The organism is Thermofilum sp. (assembly GCF_038871435.1).
In the GTDB taxonomy this organism is placed as follows: Archaea; Thermoproteota; Thermoprotei; order Thermofilales; family Thermofilaceae; genus Thermofilum; species Thermofilum adornatum.
Genome location: NZ_JAVZIC010000004.1, coordinates 112,089 through 129,706, shown reverse-complemented (window position 1 = coordinate 129,706; position 17,618 = coordinate 112,089). Strand labels below are relative to the sequence as shown.

19 protein-coding genes are annotated in these 17,618 nt (G+C 47.7%); 12 read left to right on the top strand and 7 right to left on the bottom strand.

The features are described 5' to 3' along the window. Positions 1-47 precede the first annotated feature (47 nt). From QXT17_RS06395 to QXT17_RS06380, 4 genes are all read left to right on the top strand, one after another. Positions 48-302, top strand: a complete 255-nt coding sequence (locus tag QXT17_RS06395; protein WP_020963563.1) for an AbrB/MazE/SpoVT family DNA-binding domain-containing protein — start codon at positions 48-50, stop codon at positions 300-302. Positions 303-508: 206 nt separating this feature from the next. Further along, the gene (locus QXT17_RS06390) at positions 509-1,081 is read left to right on the top strand and encodes a protoglobin domain-containing protein (RefSeq protein WP_020963562.1); all 573 of its coding nucleotides are present in this window, start codon (positions 509-511) and stop codon (positions 1,079-1,081) included. A gap of 214 nt (positions 1,082-1,295) precedes the next feature. Next, positions 1,296-1,832, top strand: a complete 537-nt coding sequence (locus tag QXT17_RS06385) for a hypothetical protein (protein WP_148682205.1) — start codon at positions 1,296-1,298, stop codon at positions 1,830-1,832. Further along, complete coding sequence (locus QXT17_RS06380) at positions 1,829-2,188, top strand: roadblock/LC7 domain-containing protein (protein ID WP_187147026.1); 360 nt, start codon at positions 1,829-1,831, stop codon at positions 2,186-2,188. The genes QXT17_RS06385 and QXT17_RS06380 overlap by 4 nt, the downstream gene beginning before the upstream one ends. 6 nt (positions 2,189-2,194) lie before the next feature. On the opposite strand, the gene QXT17_RS06375 is transcribed toward QXT17_RS06380, so the two are convergent. From QXT17_RS06375 to QXT17_RS06365, 3 genes are read right to left on the bottom strand one after another with little or no spacing between them, the layout of a single operon-like run. After that, a complete protein-coding gene (locus tag QXT17_RS06375) occupies positions 2,195-4,708 on the bottom strand; it encodes an AAA family ATPase (RefSeq protein ID WP_020963559.1) in 2,514 nt (837 codons plus the stop codon). Further along, positions 4,702-5,871 (bottom strand): DNA repair exonuclease, encoded by a 1,170-nt coding sequence (locus QXT17_RS06370; RefSeq protein ID WP_020963558.1) that lies wholly within the window; start codon positions 5,869-5,871, stop codon positions 4,702-4,704. The genes QXT17_RS06375 and QXT17_RS06370 overlap by 7 nt, the downstream gene beginning before the upstream one ends. 3 nt (positions 5,872-5,874) lie before the next feature. Beyond that, positions 5,875-7,476, bottom strand: coding sequence for an ATP-binding protein (locus tag QXT17_RS06365; RefSeq protein WP_020963557.1), 1,602 nt, complete (start codon positions 7,474-7,476; stop codon positions 5,875-5,877). A gap of 154 nt (positions 7,477-7,630) precedes the next feature. On the opposite strand from QXT17_RS06365, the gene QXT17_RS06360 reads away from it, so the two are divergent. Continuing rightward, positions 7,631-7,873, top strand: coding sequence for a hypothetical protein (locus QXT17_RS06360; RefSeq protein ID WP_148682204.1), 243 nt, complete (start codon positions 7,631-7,633; stop codon positions 7,871-7,873). Here QXT17_RS06360 and QXT17_RS06355 read toward each other — a convergent pair. Next, positions 7,821-9,125 (bottom strand): DNA double-strand break repair nuclease NurA, encoded by a 1,305-nt coding sequence (locus QXT17_RS06355; protein ID WP_020963555.1) that lies wholly within the window; start codon positions 9,123-9,125, stop codon positions 7,821-7,823. The two genes, QXT17_RS06360 and QXT17_RS06355, sit on opposite strands and share 53 nt — an antisense overlap. Positions 9,126-9,282: 157 nt before the next feature. Between QXT17_RS06355 and QXT17_RS06350 the strand changes: the two genes are divergently transcribed. From QXT17_RS06350 to QXT17_RS06340, 3 genes are read left to right on the top strand one after another with little or no spacing between them, the layout of a single operon-like run. Continuing rightward, entirely contained in the window at positions 9,283-9,546 is a 264-nt protein-coding gene (locus QXT17_RS06350) for a HEPN domain-containing protein (protein ID WP_020963554.1), read from the top strand. An 8-nt stretch (positions 9,547-9,554) separates the two neighbouring features. After that, positions 9,555-9,668 (top strand): HEPN domain-containing protein, encoded by a 114-nt coding sequence (locus tag QXT17_RS06345; RefSeq protein ID WP_020963553.1) that lies wholly within the window; start codon positions 9,555-9,557, stop codon positions 9,666-9,668. Further along, on the top strand, positions 9,652-9,993 hold the full coding sequence (locus QXT17_RS06340) for a nucleotidyltransferase domain-containing protein (RefSeq protein ID WP_187147078.1): 342 nt from the start codon (positions 9,652-9,654) through the stop codon (positions 9,991-9,993). Before QXT17_RS06345 ends, QXT17_RS06340 begins: the two co-directional genes overlap by 17 nt. Before the next feature lie 17 nt (positions 9,994-10,010). Here QXT17_RS06340 and QXT17_RS06335 read toward each other — a convergent pair whose 3' ends face one another. After that, positions 10,011-10,670: a peroxiredoxin gene (locus tag QXT17_RS06335; RefSeq protein WP_020963551.1), complete on the bottom strand. Its 660-nt coding sequence runs from the start codon at positions 10,668-10,670 to the stop codon at positions 10,011-10,013. 215 nt (positions 10,671-10,885) lie between these two features. Here QXT17_RS06335 and QXT17_RS06330 point away from each other — a divergent pair, with 215 nt between their 5' ends. Together QXT17_RS06330 and QXT17_RS06325 are read left to right on the top strand one after the other, a co-directional pair. Continuing rightward, positions 10,886-11,926 (top strand): zinc-binding alcohol dehydrogenase family protein, encoded by a 1,041-nt coding sequence (locus QXT17_RS06330; RefSeq protein ID WP_342814464.1) that lies wholly within the window; start codon positions 10,886-10,888, stop codon positions 11,924-11,926. 135 nt (positions 11,927-12,061) lie between these two features. Next, positions 12,062-12,715, top strand: coding sequence for a hypothetical protein (locus QXT17_RS06325; RefSeq protein ID WP_020963549.1), 654 nt, complete (start codon positions 12,062-12,064; stop codon positions 12,713-12,715). A gap of 36 nt (positions 12,716-12,751) precedes the next feature. On the opposite strand, the gene QXT17_RS06320 is transcribed toward QXT17_RS06325, so the two are convergent. Then, entirely contained in the window at positions 12,752-13,942 is a 1,191-nt protein-coding gene (locus tag QXT17_RS06320; protein WP_020963548.1) for an SPOR domain-containing protein, read from the bottom strand. Positions 13,943-14,700: 758 nt separating this feature from the next. Next, positions 14,701-15,363 (bottom strand): DUF554 domain-containing protein, encoded by a 663-nt coding sequence (locus QXT17_RS06315; protein ID WP_020963546.1) that lies wholly within the window; start codon positions 15,361-15,363, stop codon positions 14,701-14,703. A 230-nt stretch (positions 15,364-15,593) separates the two neighbouring features. Between QXT17_RS06315 and QXT17_RS06310 the strand changes: the two genes are divergently transcribed. Beyond that, positions 15,594-16,574, top strand: a complete 981-nt coding sequence (locus QXT17_RS06310) for a pyridoxal-phosphate dependent enzyme (RefSeq protein WP_342783818.1) — start codon at positions 15,594-15,596, stop codon at positions 16,572-16,574. Continuing rightward, positions 16,553-17,614: a DUF1611 domain-containing protein gene (locus tag QXT17_RS06305; RefSeq protein WP_020963544.1), complete on the top strand. Its 1,062-nt coding sequence runs from the start codon at positions 16,553-16,555 to the stop codon at positions 17,612-17,614. The genes QXT17_RS06310 and QXT17_RS06305 overlap by 22 nt, the downstream gene beginning before the upstream one ends. Positions 17,615-17,618: the final 4 nt, after the last annotated feature.

Sequence of the window (17,618 nt, the reverse complement as noted above, 5' to 3'; positions counted from 1 at the left end):
TTTGCAGAAGCTTTTTATTTCCTCAGAAGAAAATAGAATCAAATAGTATGAAGGTTAGGATGGGCAAGAGGGGCGTCATAGTTGTCCCCAAGGCTGTTAGAGAGAGACTTGGGCTCAAGGAGGGCATGGTTCTCGAGCTAGAGGTTAAAGGTGATGAACTTGTTTTGAGGGCGAGAGACTTATGGGCTGAGCTTAGGGCGAGGGGTGAGGGCCCAAAGTTTGATGTTGACATGTTTGAGAGGGAGCTAGATGAGAATGAAGAGAAATGGCTGGAAAGACGCACTGAAAATGCTTGGTTATAGAAACATTTGCTATATGAGCTATTTTAACGTGGAATATCACGCTGGCAACACATTCGTATTGTTTCAAGGTATAGGTACTAAAGAACCTACTTGGTAGTTCTTATTTTTTTGGATATAGGCAAATTTGCACAAGAAAATGGATTTTTTCTAAAGGTTTAATATCTAAAAAGTTTATATGATTGTAAAAATAATTTATAGTGAGATTCATGAGTTTGCGAGAGAAAATACTAAAAAATGGGTTATACTCGAGTCTTCTACTCGGGATAAATAATCAGACTAAGACAACTCTCCACGATATGTCTCATATGGTCAATTTAAGTAAGGATGAAATTGTTCATGCCTGTATGTATTCCCTTCTGCAGAACTCTGAGTTAGCCCGAATATTTCGCGAGAGGGGGCTTGAACCTGGATACGTTAGAGGTATTTTGGAAAACATATTAGATGAGATGTTTAAAGGAGACTTCAGCGAAGAACATACAGTTAGAATCGCCAGGTTGACTTTTGATCTAATAAAGATAGGCATCCCGCCTAGGATGCTTATCATGCTTATGTTCATTCTTTCTCAAGAAATTGTAAGGCATAGCCATTCAAATTCCAATCAGGTAAAGGCAATCATACAAGCATGTGGATGGTTGCTGTCAAACATGATGGAGAGTTACTTTACGATAGATGAAGAGGTTTTCGCGAACAGCCTAGGTATCACTAGTGGAAGTTATGATCGTCTATTGAAGCTTACAGCTGAGAAAATTTACAGGAATATAGACAAAGAACTGGCTTAGACGTGGCCTTGACAGGCTAAATAGCTAATAGGTTAGCTTCCCCTTTCCAAGCACTGTTTCAAATCGTAGGAAAGTTTGTGAAGTAGCTGGATTAGTTAATAGTAAAACATAGTTTACCTCTAGAGTTATATTCAATCATTACGGTTGGATGTTGTGGCGCATGAGGAATCTCTAAGAACCATTCTAGTTTCTGGCTGTGAAGAGTTCTCTTCTCTTGGGTATAACAGAAGACGTTAAGAAAAACTTAAAGGAAATATACAAAGCAATTTCTGCAAGGAAAGAAGAAATAGTGAGGACAGCACTAGACTCGATATCAAAAAACAATGATTTGTCAGAAGCCTTGAAAAAGGCCGGGCTAGACGAGACAAGATCCAAGAGGCTTTTTGAATATTGGTTCACAACTATTTTCCAGAGTGATTACGGCGAGCGTCACTGCCTAGATGTCGCTAGGATTGGCCTATTGCTTGTTAGGGGAGGTTTCCCCTTGCACTCTCTATCTCCCTTGGTCTCTGTTTTTCTATCTGAGACTCTGAAGACAAGCGACGGTGAACCGAGCCATATAGTTATGCTTGCAAAGGTCTTTGGGTGGAATCTCGCCGTCATGATTCTCAGCTACGAAATAATAAGGCAGAGAGTTTTCAAGAAAGCCACAGGGATCAGTGAAGAGGTCTATAACAGGCTAGTCGACATATACACCAGGACATTCTTAAACGAATTGGCCAAGGAGCTAAAAGTATGGTGGTTTATGTGAGTGTTGAGGAGGTTAGGCGTGTTGTTGAAGGCGTGGCTAGGGTTGGTGGTGTTGAGGGTTTTGTTGTTTCGAGTAGTGATGGTTTGCCGTTGTTTAGTAGTCTGGCTGACAAGGAGCTGGAGGAGAAGGTTGTAGCGCTGACAGCTGTGTTGAGCGAGGTGGGCAACAGGGCTAGCACGGAGCTGGGAAAGGGTGAGGCAGAATGGATCACGGTCAACGCCCCAGACGGCTCGGGAATAATATACACCAAGCTAGGCCAAATAGGATACCTAGCAGTACTATTCAACAAAGACACACGTCTAGGAGTACTACTATACACACTAAGAGACATAAAGAAAAAACTAGAGACAGCCTAGAAAGGGCTAGCCTTCTTCTTGTGAGGTTATCCTTCTTGTTTCTGCCACTTTGCCGTCTACAAGCTCGATCAAAGTGGAGTTTGGAGGCTCCTCTATCTCGACGTGTGTAATTAGGAAGACTTGGTCGAATACACGGGTCAGCTCGTTGGCGAGGAGTTTAACTATTTGTTGGCGTCTCTCCTGGTCAGAGGAGCCGAGCGGCTCGTCTAGGAACAAGAACCGGGGGTAGGTTCCCTTCGCTGAGGGTAGAAGAGCCAGCGTAAATGCGATTCTCATTGCGAGAAGCATCTGGTCATTGGTGCCGCCGCTGTATATGTCGCGGCGCATCCACCTGCCTGCCTCCGCGTCGTAGACCTCTATGTCGTAGTTGTCTGGGTTTATCTTTACTGCCTTGTATCTTCCTCCAGTCACGTATGAAACGATCCAGTTCATGTTTTGCTCTACGCTTGGCGCAAACATGCTCCTCCTCTTCGAGGATATGTCCCTCAAAACTTGTATGGCTTTTTCACGGGCCTCGACCTCTATCTTAAGGTTTTTGACATCTTTTTCGAGCCTGTCTAGGTCTTCCTTTATTTTTGGAAGCTCTTTCAGCTGTTCCTCTGCTTGTCTAATATATTGTTCAAGCCTGTTTTTCTCGGCTTTTTTGCTTGCAACTTCACGTGTCTTAGATTCGTATTCTCGATGGTAGACATGCAAGAGTGCTTCCACGTCTTCGACATCGTTCTCGCTTACGGGCATCAAGAGACCCTCTATCTCGAATGGTGGTTGCGGGACGTGAATAGATGCATATTGTTCTTCGACTGCTTTGAGTTGTTCGCGTATGTTTGCTATGTCTTTGTTCCTAGCGTTTTCGTTTATAGAAAGGTCTTCTAGAGTTTTCTTGAGATTATGTATGTTTTGGTCTGTTTTTGATGTCTCAGACAATATTTGTTGATAGTGTTTTCTCACTTCTTCGGTTTTTTCCTGGAGCTTTTCTACCTCTTCCTGTAGCCTAGCAACATATTGTTCGAGGCCCACTGCGTCTTCAAGTTTAGCCACGCTTTTGAGCTGGCCGAGGATCTGTTTCTGCTTTTCCTCTAATTCAGCCTTTCTCTTTAGTAGTTTCTCGTATTCTTCTCTTTCTCTTTCTAAAAGCCTGAGTTCACCTTCCATGGCGCTTCTCTGGCTCAGAAGCTTTGATTTTTTGTCCTGCAGGTATAGTAAAGCCTTTTGCTTGTTTTGTTGGCCAACGAATAGAGGTACCAAGCTTGAAAAAAGTATGGCCAGGCCGGCTGGCAAACTGAATATAGATAAGAAGAGTCCCAGAAGAGCTATCCCGATTGAGGCATAAATGTATAAGGGTGGTATCCTTACTTTTCGTATTTTTTCCTCGGTGTTCTTCAGCTCTTCGCTTATTTGAACTATTTCTGTGTTTACTTTTTCGATCGTTTTAAGCTTCTCGGAAATAATCGAGATCTCATCTTCAAGGTTCTCTAGTTCCCTTTTCGACTCTTCAAGAGTATTCCACAATTCGCTTATCTTGGCTAGTAGGCTCTGCCCATTTTCATACTCTTTTTCTGTCTGGGTAAGTTCTTTTTCGAGCACTTCTTTTTCTTGCTGGAGCTGCTTAAGCTTTTCTTCTGCTTCTGCAAGCCCCTGCTTTGCTAATTCAATTTTCTTCCTTGTCTCCGAGAGTTCTTCTTCATTTCTTTTCAGGTTCTCTTCTAGGTATTTTTTCTTCTCGAGCAGACTTTTCCTTTCACGAAGCTTTTTGTATAGGTCTTCGAGATATTTTACCGTCTCGCTTAGCCTCTTCTCTTCTTCTTCAAGGCTGGGTAAAATCTGCTCAATAGCTTGGAGCTCTTCCCTATGCTTTTTCAGTTCCTCTTCTAGGCTCATCAGTGTCCTTAAATAATCTTCTAGAGCCTTCTTTTCTGTCTCTTTTTTCTCGAGTTCAGCTTTTTTTGTTCTTTTTTCTTCTTGAAGTGTCTCGATCGCCTTGTTGTAGCTTTCAAGCCCCATGAACATGTTTATGATTTTTTCTCTGTCGGTTTTCCCTAGACGTATAAGCCTCTCGAGGTCCTTCTGGGCTATAACGTTGGAGGCAATCATTTCCCTCCAATCTACACGGATGAGCTTGACTATCTCTTCGTTGACTTTCTGCGTTCCCGACGCCAATAGCCTTTCGTTGCCGCTTGTTACGTCGAAGAGTTTTGCGTCAACTTGCCTAGCGTTTTCTCCCACTTTCTCTATAATCCTCTCAACCCTAAACTTTCTACCCTCGACCTCGAATGTTACTTCTACTTTTGCACGGTTCGAGGCATGGTTTACCACGTCGAGTAGCTTGGCTTGGCGGTCTCCGCGGATCTCCCTAAGGATGTTGAAGTCGCCGTAGATCCCAAAGAGGATAGCCTCAAGTATTGTTGATTTTCCGGCCTCGTTTCTGCCCCTAATTATGGTTAGGCCTTTTGGGAAGTAGAGGGGATCCTTGAAGTTCAGTCTACGGAAATTGTTTGCCTTTAAACTTATTATTGTCACCATGCCCCGCTCTCCTCTAGAACCTTTCTACCAATTTCAAGCGCCAAGTTGAAGACTTCCCTTTCTTCGCCCTCCGCCTTAGAAAGTAGCTCCCTTACTGCTTCCTCAAAGGCCTCTATCGGGCTCTTCACCTCGTTGCCCATGCTGACTATTTTCTGCATGGTGCACTTGAGGTCAATATCATCAATTGTGGCGGCGAAGAACCTTTCCTCGAGTTCTCTAAGCAGTGCCGCCCTGTTGTACCTAGACACCTTGTTTAAGGGAAGCGTTCCGTCAACGACGAGTCGAAGCAAAAGGTCTTTGTTGGGTGCCGGTAGCCTGGACACGATTTCTCTCAACGGGTCCTCCGTTTCTTCGCTCAGCGTTACCTTTACAGTCTTCATTGGCCTCGTTGGCACTGGGACAAACTCTGCCCTTGGCAGAGAGTCATGGCCTAGCTCTACATATAGGAAGCCCTTTGCCTCGTCTCCCTCTTCTTGGAAGCTTCTCCTCTCTGTGCTTCCAGGATAAGCTACAAGGGTCTTTCCCCTGAGTGGAAGGGTCATGCTTGTATGCACGTGTCCAAGAGCAACGTAGCGGTAGTTTTCTGGGATGTCTTCCCATGAAACCTTGGGGGCCCTCCAGCTCGGCGGTACACTTATCCCGCTAAAGTTGTAGTGAAGCATGGCTATCGCGACGTCGCCCTCATCTGGAAGCTTTACATTGTTCTTTTTCAGCGGGTTCTCGTCTAGCCCAACAGTGTGGTCATAGCTCAGGCCTGTTATAGCTACGTCTAAACCCTCAATGTAGAGGTGCTCGACCTCGACCTCGCTGGTCTTCGAGAAGAACCTCGCATAGCCGGCGGCCTCTATTTCCTGTAGTGGAGACATTCCCTCCTCCAGGCTCCTCGGCATGTCATGGTTGCCAGCAATCATGAAGACCCTGATGCCCTCGCTGGACAGCCTCCTGAATAGCCTTATGACCTGCGTCCTTATCGGGTTTCTCGGATTGACAGAGTCGAAGAGGTCTCCCGAAACCAGAACAATGTGGGCCTTTCTCTCTAGGGCAAACTCTACAACTCTGCGGAAAGAGTTGAAGAAGTCCTGTCTACGCTCAAACCTCTTAGCGCCGAGGAAGCTGAACTTTGGGTCCAAGTGATTGTCAGCCGTGTGGACGACCCTAATCATGTCCTAGACCTCTGAGAACAGGTCTTCACTCCTACCCCTACTAATCTTTAACCCTATCTCGCTCCTAGCCTTCCTCAGCTCCTCTACGAGGTCTATGTCTGCGCCGCCCTCCCTGGTTCGCCTATGCCTAACCTTGACAATTACGGGAACACGTGTAAGCTCACCCACAATAACAGCCTCTCCAACATTGAGCCCGGGCAGGTCCTTCATGAGCTCTGCCCCAAGCCTCTCGCTTGCCTCTGCGACAGCCTTCTGGTCCGCTGGGTTTGTTATCCTCAGTATTATCTGGCTGTTGCACTGGCTCAGGGCGTCCGCGTCTATCTTGCTGGGCCTCTGGGTGACCAGTATCAAGAATACCCCGAACTTTCTGCCCTCGGCGGCAATCATCCTGATGACGTCCGAAGACATGGTTGAACGGTTAAGGGACTTGTTTGGAATAAACCTGTGTGCCTCCTCTACTACTATGAAGACTGGGTACCTGAATTCGCCCGAATACCTGAGGCGGTATATTTCTTCTAGGACCCAGCTCACTATGTAGTCCTGGCTAGCGTCGTTGAGGCCCGAGAGGTCTATAACGCTTATGTGCCCCGGCTTCAGGATCTCGTCCCTGACAGACGTCGTAACGCTCCCAAACACCTTGAACTTTTTTAGCCTAACTAGTCGGCTATAGGCAGCCTCAGCGCTTGCTGCTTTCTTGGCCTTTTCGGTCTTCATGAGTCTCTGTAGCTCTTCTAATAAATCGTCCAATGTATAGCTATTAGAGGTTTTTCTCAGCTCCCCAACAGCGCTCCTAATGACGCTCCTAATGTTGCTCCACTTCTCAGGTATCCCGGCGATCCTTGCAATATCTTCGGGCTCTAGGTCTGCAAACTTCACCGTGAGCTCGTGGACGTTGTCTAGCTGGCTGGGGTCATATCTACCAGTACTGTTAGGATTCCTAAAAACCAGAACCCTGTCTGAAGCCTCGTGCCTCCTCATCTCCCTGTCCCTGCTAAGGAAAACATAGTCAGCATGCGGGTCAATCACGACGGCAGTCGCCCCGAGCCTCAGCAGTTCCTCAAGAATAACTCCCACCGTATATGACTTGCCAGCTCCAGTCTGGGCTATGACGGCTACGTGTCTCCTGAACCCGTTCACTGAGAGATACACGTCTACACTTGTCCTACTTACAAGGCTTCCAATGTGTATCCCCTCTTCCGACGGATAAGAGAAAAACTCCCTCACAAACCCGTCTGGCGCGAGATAGACTGGGTTCCCCGGGAAAAACGCCCGTCTAGGCACGAGAACCGTTTTCCTCCCATTTTCCTCCGCGATAAACCCAAGGCTCCTGGCAACACATAGAAGGTTAGAGTCGTCTATCCCTGCCTGGTAAATCCTCTCCAGGCTTTCGAAGTCCAGCTTGCTAGTATATGCGGTGCTCCTACTAACTACACCAACAACCTGGCACAATACGTCTACTTCCCTCTCCTCCCCATTAACGAGCTCCCGGGACTTGACAAGGACATACTCGTACTTCGCTGGATACACATCCTTGCTCGTTACAAATATGAAAGTCTCAGGCGTAGACTCCTCGACAATCCTCCCAACCTGCTTTAACTCAGCCATGCCTGGTTCCCTCGGGAAAAATCCACCTTATCTCTTAAAGGATAACCCATTCTCTTGGTAGCCTCTTTTTCCACAATATTACCCCACATTATAGTCCTTATTAAGCTTCCACCAAGATAAAACCGAAAGTATCCAAAAAAGGCGAGCTTGTTCTATGAAATCTAAAATGGAAACAAAGAAGAAAGGGCTAGAAAAACTACGTGACGTTTTGGAGGCTATAAGTATCGAAAGAATTGTGAAACATGTAAGGGAAGACAGAGAGCCGTTAAGAAACAAACTATACTTGACAGCTAGAAGAACTACTCCGAGCATGAATACTTACTGGAAAGTCGATGCCATTTTGGTTAGGGATAGAAGAATCTTCTATCGCTACGTGAATGCATCACCAGTGTTTTAAGCTCCTGCATAATCAGCCTGTGGTACATCTCCATCGTGTCATGTGTAGTCCTAACCCTCTTGTCTGCCTCGAGCAACAGTACATTGTAGCTTCTTGGACCAGCATAGAGGCCAGCTATGCTCTTCAGGCCTTTCAGCATCTCCTCTGGGATAGCCTCTAGGAAATGAGACTCGCCACGCGTGGGATACTTTCCCTTTAGTGCAACATCGACTCTGATAGGGTCGTCTCCCTGCTCTAGAACAACATATGTAACAGCTATAGGCGGGTAACTCTTTAACGCCTCTATCATCCTCGAAGCCTTCTCTTGAAAAGAATCTCCCAACTTGTCCCTGGTTGCAGGGAAAACCCTCTCCAAGAGGCCTAGGAGCTTCTCGTGGGAATCAGAGAGAACGAGCTCAAAGACCCTAGCGGAAACCTTCTCGATGCTCAACTGCAAAGGCAGGCTCAGCCCTCTGCCAAGACCAGCAGAAAAAATAATCTTGCTGTCTGGAGCCCCACTGGTAGCGTTCCTAAACAACTCGTATACTTCCATCGAGACCCCAGACTTCAGCAAGTGCCTCAAGCCCTCCAGCGCTTCGCGGGGACGCCGCTTGATCTCCCCGAACAGGCCGAGAACAGTCTCCCGAACAGAAGGCTCAAGGCTTGCCACTAATTCTCGGAGCTTAAGCATCAAGAGCTCCTCCTTGAGCACTGTGGACCTCGAATCCTTACTTACACCAACTACCGCTACATTCCTCTTTAAAGCCTCCCTTAAAAAACCCGCATAAGTCTCGATATACTCAAACATGAAGTCCTCGTAGCCATCAATATTTATCTCGCGCAGTACATGCGTCATCCTCGCATAGAGAGAGCCATCAATAAGCACGGTCTCCGCCCCTCTCTCGACAGCCTCCAGCCCAGCAAGGTGCTCGAGGTGCTCCCGCATGAGCCTTTTCAGCTCCTCTTGGTCCCGGATATCCCTGGGGAAAAACGCGTCCAGTCTCAGCTTCCTAACCTCGTTGCCACCCACACTCAGAGCGATTGCCCTAGAAATAAGAATAGAGCCGCCCCCAACAACATCTATATCGTCACAGCTACTATCAACCCCATAAACCCGTCCGTCAACCTTGTCCTGAGACAAGTCGCTCAACCAGACCCTCCTAAGAAGCTCGCCGTAATAGTTCCTGAGGTCGCCTTCCCCACCAATCACACGTGCAAGTTCTTCCCTCTTCCTCCTGACCTCCTCTACAAGCAAATCAGCAAATCTTGGCACAGATATTTTAACATCCACGCGGAAATAAATATTGCCAAGAAACAACAATGAAAGTTAATTCGTCTAATGCATCAACCTTAGACCTAGATACGACTTTGGCCAAGAATAATTAAATAACTATGTTACTGTATATTGACTAGGATTTGAGGGACGAGCCTTGCCACACATAGACGAAGTAAAAATTCTTAGAAAAAGGGCAAAAGCCTTCCGGAAAACCGCTGAAACAGCTTACCAAGACGGAGAATACGACCTCACCGTTTACCTCCATGAACAAGCCATACAACTCCATCTAAAATCTATCCTCTTAGAAGAACTAGGAGACTACCCTAGAACCCACTCCTTAACATATCTATTCCAGCTACTCCAAAAATTGAGGAGCTCAGAAACCTATATGATGTCTACCAGAACAACAAGCGTCTAGTAGCATTCTTGGAAGATGCTTACATAGCTACAAGGTATCTCCCAAGAGAATACAGCAAAGAAGAAGCACAAGAAGCCATAAAACTAGCACACGAGGTGTTGAAGTATCGAGAACTACATTGAGGCACTAATCGAGAGAGCAAAAATACTCAAAAACTGGAGACCATACACAGAAAAAATAGCAGAGGCCGCAAAAAGAGTCCTCCCAGACGCAGAGGTCTACGTGTTCGGTAGCGTCGTAAGGGGCGAAGCAGTTGGCGGGAGCGACGTAGACCTACTCATAAGGTCAGACATGATCCCAAAAAGCAACATCGAGAGAGCAGAGCTAAAGCTGAAAATAGAGGAGCTAGCTGGTCTACCTCCCTTTCACCCATTCGAAATACATCTAGCCAACAGCGAGGAGATGAGTTTCTACTCGAGAATAAAAGAGTTAACAAAAATAGGATAGAAAAAGAAAAAATATTTTTAGATGGACTTGTAGCAGAACCACCAGTCAAAGCACTCGATCTCCTTCTTCTTTGCCTTCTCTAGGCGCTCCTTCGCAGTCTTCTCGTCGCTTGCAGGCGGAATAATTGCCTTGCCGTCAATCAGCTCGTTGTTCGGCCAGTTAGCAGGCAGAGCCACGCCATACTTGTCAGAGGTCTGCAACGCCTTGACAAGCCTCAGGATCTCGTCCATGTTCCTTCCAATCTCCTGCGGGTAGTACAGTACAGCCCTCACTATCCCGTTGGGGTCGATAACGAAGACGGCCCTAACAGTGTTGGTGCCCTTTCCAGGGTGAATCATTCCATATTTTTTAGCTATCTCCCCGGTGTCGTCCGCAATGATTGGGAACTTTATCTCAACTCCAAGCTTCTCCCTTATCCATTCAACCCACTTAATGTGGCTGAAGACCTGGTCAATGCTTAGACCTACCAGCTGGACGTTGAGCTTCTCGAATTCCTCGAACCTTTTCTGGAAAGCCACAAACTCAGTCGTGCATACAGGCGTGAAGTCAGCTGGATGGCTAAATAGTACAACCCATTTCCCTTTAAAGTCGTCTGGGAAGTGGATAACGCCGTGAGTCGTCTTAGCTGTGAATTCTGGCGCTTTTTCACCCAACAATGGCATTCTAATTTCGCTCATAGTTGGTCAAACAAATAAAAATGTAGAAATATTTAAACTTATGGTTTGGAAATCTAATCATTAGTTTAGATACTCAAAAATTCTACAGCTAGCTCCCAAAGATTCAAGTACATCTCAAAAAAAGAATTGGTAAAGGTGATTAAGACATTATTCATAGTTCTGTAAAATGCACTACTTTTTTATGGTTACAAGCATATCTTAAAGAGGCATCCATAATGAAGGCTGGCATTGTCCATGAAAACGCCGAGATATTTGTAGAGGGCTCAGCTAGGCGGTACCCATCGTTGCCCCTAAAGGAGGATCCAGTTGAGGTCACAGAGGTTCCTATGCCTGCCCCCAAAAAGGGTCAAGTCCTTATAGAGATCGAGGCCTGCGGCGTCTGCTATACAGACATAGACATCATAGAGGGCAGGATAAGGTGCAAGCTCCCACTCATACCTGGCCACCAGATCGTAGGCAAGGTAGTAGAATCGGCCGGCGTTGACGGGCTCGTAGGGGAAAGGGTTGGTGTAGCATGGATAGGCCACACGTGTGGAACCTGTGAGTATTGTAGGAAGGGCCTCGAGAACCTCTGCCAAAGCTTCAAGGCTACCGGCTGCGACCTCGACGGCGGGTACGCGGAGTATACCGTTGCCTACGCAGACTACGTATACACGTTGCCCCGAAACGTAGAGGCTGTAAGGCTAGCCCCACTCATGTGTGCAGGCTCCGTTGGCTTCAGGGCATATAGGCTCCTAGGCATGCATGACGGGGCACGCGTAGGGCTCTTCGGCTTCGGCTCCTCGGCACACATAGCTATACAGGTCATCAGGAAGCTCCACCCATCCACAGAAATCTACGTGTTCACCAGGAGCGAGCACCACAGAGACCTCGCCAAGAGGCTCGGCGCCGACTGGGCAGGGCCTCCAAGCGAGGACCCGCCGAAAAAGCTGAACTTCGCACTAGACTTCACGCCCGTCGGCGAAACAATCCCAAGGGCCATGGAGCTCATAGACAGGGGAGGCAGGCTCGTAATAAACGCAATAAGGAAGCAGACACCAGTCGTCCTAGACTACGCGACACACCTATGGCAAGAAAAAGAGATAAAAAGCGTCGCAAACGTAACAAGGGAAGACGTGAAGAGCTTCATAAACTTCTATACCATCCACGGGGTCGACACACACGTCCAAGAATACAGGCTAGAAAAAGTAAACAAGGCACTAAGAGACCTAAAAGCCGCAAAAACAATAGGGGCACCAGTCCTCAAAATAAAATAGCACTTATACCCGGTCGCGCGCCAGCGGAGCCTTTACGCTTTGTGGCCCGACAGTCTAAAATAATGGGAAAATACTTTCACACTTCCCTTACAGAAAGATTTTTTTTATCCTAAATGAGATACTGTGTTGGGGTGAATGACTGTCACGGCATCCTCGCATTCTGTGCACTTCACGGAGAAAGTGTTAGAGACGCTTAGGGGCCAGCTCGTGGACATACATGGGGACGGGGGCACCTACAAGGGCGTGATAACCTCCCAGCAACTAATAGAGGTGGCGAGGCTCCTCCCAAAGGAGGAGCTGGAGGTGGTGGTCAACAACATCCCGCCCATCAAGGACTTCGCCGAGCTTGCAAAGAGGGAGCCGAGCATCCTCTTCCTCATTGAGGTACTTATGGGCGTTGGCGTGACTGTAGAGGACATGCTCATCCCCTGGGACAAAGTGGAGTTTGCGATAGCCGTCTACAAGGAGCTCAAAAAACGAGACTTGCATCCCGATGAGGTTTCCCTAGCTGTCGAGCTGGACGTAGAAGGAAGAAGGACATTCGTCTCCCCCTTAATACTTGAGGACAAAATCTTAGCTCCTCTACTGAAAGAAATATATGAAGATTTTGAAGTGCCTAAGAAAGAGGAGGAAGATGGGAAAGAAAGCCTTATGTTTGTCAAGCCTTGGCGCGATATAATGTACACCGACGTATTCTCAGTGAAAGGGAAGGAGTATAGCCTAACCCGCGAAGAGTTCGAGGCGATATTGGCAAAGGGAAAAGTGTACATAAGGTTCTGGTGGGACTAAACCTAGCTTAAAATAGAAAAAAATAATTTTTTATGTTTACCTGACTACCACGCTGGCTGGGTTTACCTCATTACCATTCTGGTCGAAGCAGTAGACCTTCTCGCCGAAGTTGAGGCAAGCCACTGGCTTTCCCACGGTCTTGAACTTTGCAACTGGTGTAATCTCTAAGGTAAGCCCCTCAACGCTTATAGTGGTGCTTCTATCTCTGGGCAACTTGGACAACATATCTTTGGGTATTATCGCTATCAACCCCGTTAGAACCTCATCTTCGGTTGTCTCCTCCACAGAGACACCGAGGAGTCTTGCAAGCTCAATAATCAAATCGCGAGCAACATCAAACTTTGCCCGAGCGGTCTCACTTATAAAGTTTCTGGCTCCAGTGTTTATGAACCATCTGACTACAGCCTTGCCCTGCTTTTGGAGGATGCCGTCTTGTATCATCTGCTTGACAGCACGCGGGAAATCATTCGCTAAGTCATAAGCAGCTTTAAGCTCGGCTCTGGCCGAACCTATGCGCCCATCATGCTCACGTATACCCCACTTGGCTGTTTTGAGGACTTTTTCGAGTGTGGTGTAGTATAATTCCCGAAGGACTCTATCGAGCTTGTCGTAGAGCCCAGTCTCTTGTAGCCTCCGCGCCACTTTCTCCACTTCCTCATCGGGATTATCAATTTTTATCCTCTTCTCTTCAGGCTTTAGTTCCTCAACTTTAATGCCCTTCCCTGCAAGCACATCTTTCAAGATCTCTGCGTTATCGCTACTGAGCCTGATTATGTATTTCACGCCCTCAACGGTCGCCTCTCTGGGGACTGGGTTTACTGGTGAGGGTGGTAATGTTGATGGATTGGTGGGGGTTGGAAGTTGGGAGGGCTGTTGTCCTGGCTGGGTTGGCTTTGGGAGCTGGGAAGGCTGGTTTCCTGGCTGGGCCGGCTTTTGCCCTGGTGGTGAAGTTGGCTTTGGAGAAGTGGGGGAGCTTGGACCTGTGGGCGTCTGGGGACCGACTGGGGTAGATGGACCAGTTGGAATAGTAGGAGTTATTGGATTTATTATTGGAGGTGGAACAGGTTGTAGTAGTGGTTTACTTGGCGAATCTGGCTGAGTGTCATCGCTTAGAACAAAGTTACGCCTGTAGTTCCAAGGCACTGCGTATATGGTTAAGGACTGCGCCAGAGCCAGGGCAATAATGAAGATTATCACTGCCCTTAAGCCCAGGCTCTTGTCCTTCATCGACCATCATAATTCGGCACAGCCAGAAAAAGTTTTTTCAATTATATAGGCGAAAGTAAAACTTAAAAAACTAAGATCCAGGAGAATGGGTCAACCAAGCAAGACAACTGATAAACGGATAGCGCGCCTTAGAATTCCGGCAGGCCTACCACCTATTAGGAGGCTTGATGCGCCCCCCAGCTTATGTCTAAAGACGCTTTATTGCGGGAATACTCCTCCCTTTGTCCTTTTCCTAGTGCTAACCCCCCATACCTGCTAATACTTACAGTATTGTGAAACTCTTTAGTAGGCGTTGCACATACTGCATGGGTGCAGGCATGTCCAAGAAGAAGAGGACCACTATGGTCATCCGCTTATTCGCCAGGCCAAGCAAAAAGGGGCAAGCTCAGTAAAAGGGAGGAAATCAAGAGAGGACATAAGGGCAGGTGTCCTAGAGCGCGCGCTAAACTTATACATTTTTTAGTTTTCGAGGAAGGTTTTAAGGGCTTGTTCATGGAAAAGTTTAAGGCTAGAATGTAGCTTTTTAGGGGGCTAGAGGGGCGCACACGTTCATCCGCTACCCCGGGTGAGGTTGCCCCTCTAGAGCCCCTGGGCTTTCTAAGTTTCTTGGTGTTTATATGTTCTTCTGCCCTTTTTATGAAATTTTTGCAGAAAAAGACTATAGGTTCTGAAATTTTTCCTAAAAACGTGTCGTATGTTTCGGGGAAATAGTTCATGTCTTGCTCAAAAATTTAGAATTTGTTTTCGGATGTTTGGAGCTAGAAGTATAGTGCTAGTAGGGGGGAGAAGAGTAGTGTGGGGAGCATGTTGGCTACGCGTATCTTTTTGAGTTTTAGGAGGTTGATGCCTACGCCTATTAGGAGGACTCCTCCAGACGCTGTAAGTTCTGCTATTGCTTTTTGCGGTAGCATTGTGCCTGTGAGTGCGCCGAATACTGCTAGGGATCCCTGGAAGGCTAGGACGAGCACTGAGCTTAGTAGGACTCCTATGCCTAGGCTTGCCGCGAAGGCTATCGAGGCTACCCCGTCCATTACTGACTTTGCGAGTAGGATGCTTGGGTCACCGAGGCCGTCCTTTATTGAGCCTACTATAGTCATTGGCCCGACGCAGAATGTTAGGAAGGCTGTGAGCATTCCGTCGACTATGCTCTGGGAGCTGGACCTCGAGATTTTTTCTGAGAGCCTTTCGAGCTTGTGCTCTATGCCTGCTATTTCTCCAATGAAGGTTCCGACCAGTAGGGAGGCTACGAGTATTATTGGGTTTTTTGTCTGGAGGGACATCTGTATGCCTATTGCGACCGTGAATAGGCCGAGGGCGTCTGTTATGAAGGTTGTCTTTTCTGGGGATATGTTTCTTCTGAGGAGGAGCCCGGCGAGCGAGCCGAGGATAACCGTTATTGTGTTGGTTATGGTTCCAATCATATTTACCAATCTATTCATGCATTGTTTTTAAGTGTTTGCTACTCTGTGTTGCATGTTTTTCAGTTGAAGTATATAGGGCGAAAGTTAAAACATGCAATCCTGTTACTTGGATTTATACCGTTCGACGTTTACTTCACCCTTTTTTCCAATGATTGTATTAGTTATTAAACCAATGAAAGATGACTAAGATTTAACCCAGAGTACAAGAAGCGTAATAGTGACGGTGAAAGGTGAAGGTGGAGGAGGACTCATCGAGTAGTAAACTGTTACTGGTAGCGACGCCGCTTATTCGGCTGACTTCTATCAAGAAATTGTTGGGCTTTGATGGTGCCCCAGTTTACCTAAAATATGAGGGTGCAAACCCGACAGGCACACATAAGGATAGAGCGGCCATTTCACACGTGAGGGAGGCCTTGGTAAACGGCTATGACACGATTACTGTTGGCACTTGTGGGAACTATGGTGCAGCCATAGCGTACTATGCACGGAGGGCCGGCGTCAAGGCTGTTATCTATGTACCCAAAGGGTACAAGCACAGCAGGGTCTCCGAGATGAAGAGATACGGAGCAAAGGTAGTCCTTGTTGAGGGCCCATACGAGACAGCCGTATCGCTGAGTGTCGAGGCCGCGAAGGCGAATGGATGGTACGACGCTAACCCTGGGAGCATAAATGACCACGCGAGCCTCGACGCCTACTCTGAGATAGCCCGTGAGATAGTTGAACAGCTCGGCGACGCGCCTGCGGCGATAGCTATACCTGTGGGCAACGGAACCACGCTGGTAGGCGTCTATAACGGTTTTAGGAGGATGTACAAGGCGGGAGACACGACGAGGATTCCTAGAATCATAGCGGCGAGCACTATACATGTTAACCAGCTTGTATACTCGTGGCTAATGGGCTCCATAGACCCACTGCCAGTGAACACGTACCTTGCAAGGGAGACCCCTGTCAACGAGCCCCTGGTCGCAATACAGTCCCTAAACGCAAAGGAAGCACTCATGGCTATATACCACTCTGAAGGCGTCGCCTACGCCTACATGGACGATGAGATGGTCGAGATGTCGCTGTTGCTGAGGGCTGTCGAGGGGGTAAACGCTCTCCCAGCGTCGTCTTCTTCCCTTCTGGCTGTGAGGGACTTCCTGTCTCGGGAGCAGGTCGACGGGCCAGTCGTAGCGGTGATTACTGGGAGATGGAGGAGGGAAAAGCAGTAGTACTGGCCGAGGGTTTGTATTCTTCGACAGACGGCAAGACGGCGCACGGCCTCGTGAGGAAAAGCCTTCGATACAAAATCGTTGGAGTTATTGACAGCACGCTGGCTGGAAGGGACGCGGGAGAAGTGCTGGACGGCAAGCCTAGGGGGATAAAGATCTATTCTTCACTAGGGGAAGCCTTAAGAGAGCACCCAGACACAAGGTTTCTAATAATAGGCGTCGCTACAGCCGGCGGAAAGTTGCCAGAAAACTATAGGGCCATAGTGAAAGAGGCCCTGAAGAAGGGTCTAAGCATAGTTTCTGGTCTCCACGAGTTTCTGAGCGATGACCCAGAGTTAATGCGGCTCGCAAGGGAGCACGGCGCAGAAATAATTGATGTCAGGAAGATCTACTATAATAAACGTGTCTTCTATACTGGCAGGATAAGAGAAGTCAAAGCCCTCAAGGTCGTAGTTATCGGGACTGACTCAGCGATAGGCAAGAGGACCGTAGCCCACATGATTACAGACGAGCTTAATAAGAGGAGTGTAAAGGCCGTATTCGTGGGGACCGGCCAGACCGCGTGGATGCAGGGTGCAAAATACGTGTTTGTTCTCGACAGCGTAATCAACGACTTTATCCCGGGGGTTCTCGAGGAAACTGTCTTGAGGGCATACGTAGAGGAAAAACCCAAGGTAATCGTTGTGCCCGGCCAGGGGTCGCCTTTGCATCCAGTTTTTCCAGGTAGCTACGAGATCCTCAACCTCCTGAAGCCTGAAGTAGTCGTTCTCCAGCATGCCCCTGGAAGGAAGCATCTAGACGGCTTCCCAGAGTACCCCATGCCTCCCCTGGAAAAGTTCCTAAGGCTCGTGGAGCTCATAACGGATAGAAGGGTATATGCAATAACGATCAACACCGAGGGCCTCGGCAGAGAGGAGGCGCTCCGAGAAAAAGAGAGAATCGAGAAGGAGACAGGCATACCAACGGTCATCCCGCTACTGGAAGGGGTAGGCAGAATCGTCGACTTGATGCTGAGAGATTTCCCCGAGCTAAAGGTGTAGAGGA

Excerpts from the sequence above, each read along its gene's own strand:
- QXT17_RS06395 (WP_020963563.1), top strand. The coding sequence starts at position 48 with ATGAAGGTTAGGATGGGCAAGAGGGGCGTCATAGTTGTCCCCAAGGCT.
- QXT17_RS06390 (WP_020963562.1), top strand. The coding sequence starts at position 509 with ATGAGTTTGCGAGAGAAAATACTAAAAAATGGGTTATACTCGAGTCTT.
- QXT17_RS06375 (WP_020963559.1), bottom strand. The coding sequence starts at position 4,708 with ATGGTGACAATAATAAGTTTAAAGGCAAACAATTTCCGTAGACTGAAC.
- QXT17_RS06370 (WP_020963558.1), bottom strand. The coding sequence starts at position 5,871 with ATGATTAGGGTCGTCCACACGGCTGACAATCACTTGGACCCAAAGTTC.
- QXT17_RS06365 (WP_020963557.1), bottom strand. The coding sequence starts at position 7,476 with ATGGCTGAGTTAAAGCAGGTTGGGAGGATTGTCGAGGAGTCTACGCCT.
- QXT17_RS06360 (WP_148682204.1), top strand. The coding sequence starts at position 7,631 with ATGAAATCTAAAATGGAAACAAAGAAGAAAGGGCTAGAAAAACTACGT.
- QXT17_RS06335 (WP_020963551.1), bottom strand. The coding sequence starts at position 10,670 with ATGAGCGAAATTAGAATGCCATTGTTGGGTGAAAAAGCGCCAGAATTC.
- QXT17_RS06330 (WP_342814464.1), top strand. The coding sequence starts at position 10,886 with ATGAAGGCTGGCATTGTCCATGAAAACGCCGAGATATTTGTAGAGGGC.
- QXT17_RS06325 (WP_020963549.1), top strand. The coding sequence starts at position 12,062 with ATGACTGTCACGGCATCCTCGCATTCTGTGCACTTCACGGAGAAAGTG.
- QXT17_RS06320 (WP_020963548.1), bottom strand. The coding sequence starts at position 13,942 with ATGAAGGACAAGAGCCTGGGCTTAAGGGCAGTGATAATCTTCATTATT.
- QXT17_RS06315 (WP_020963546.1), bottom strand. The coding sequence starts at position 15,363 with ATGATTGGAACCATAACCAACACAATAACGGTTATCCTCGGCTCGCTC.
- QXT17_RS06305 (WP_020963544.1), top strand. The coding sequence starts at position 16,553 with ATGGAGGAGGGAAAAGCAGTAGTACTGGCCGAGGGTTTGTATTCTTCG.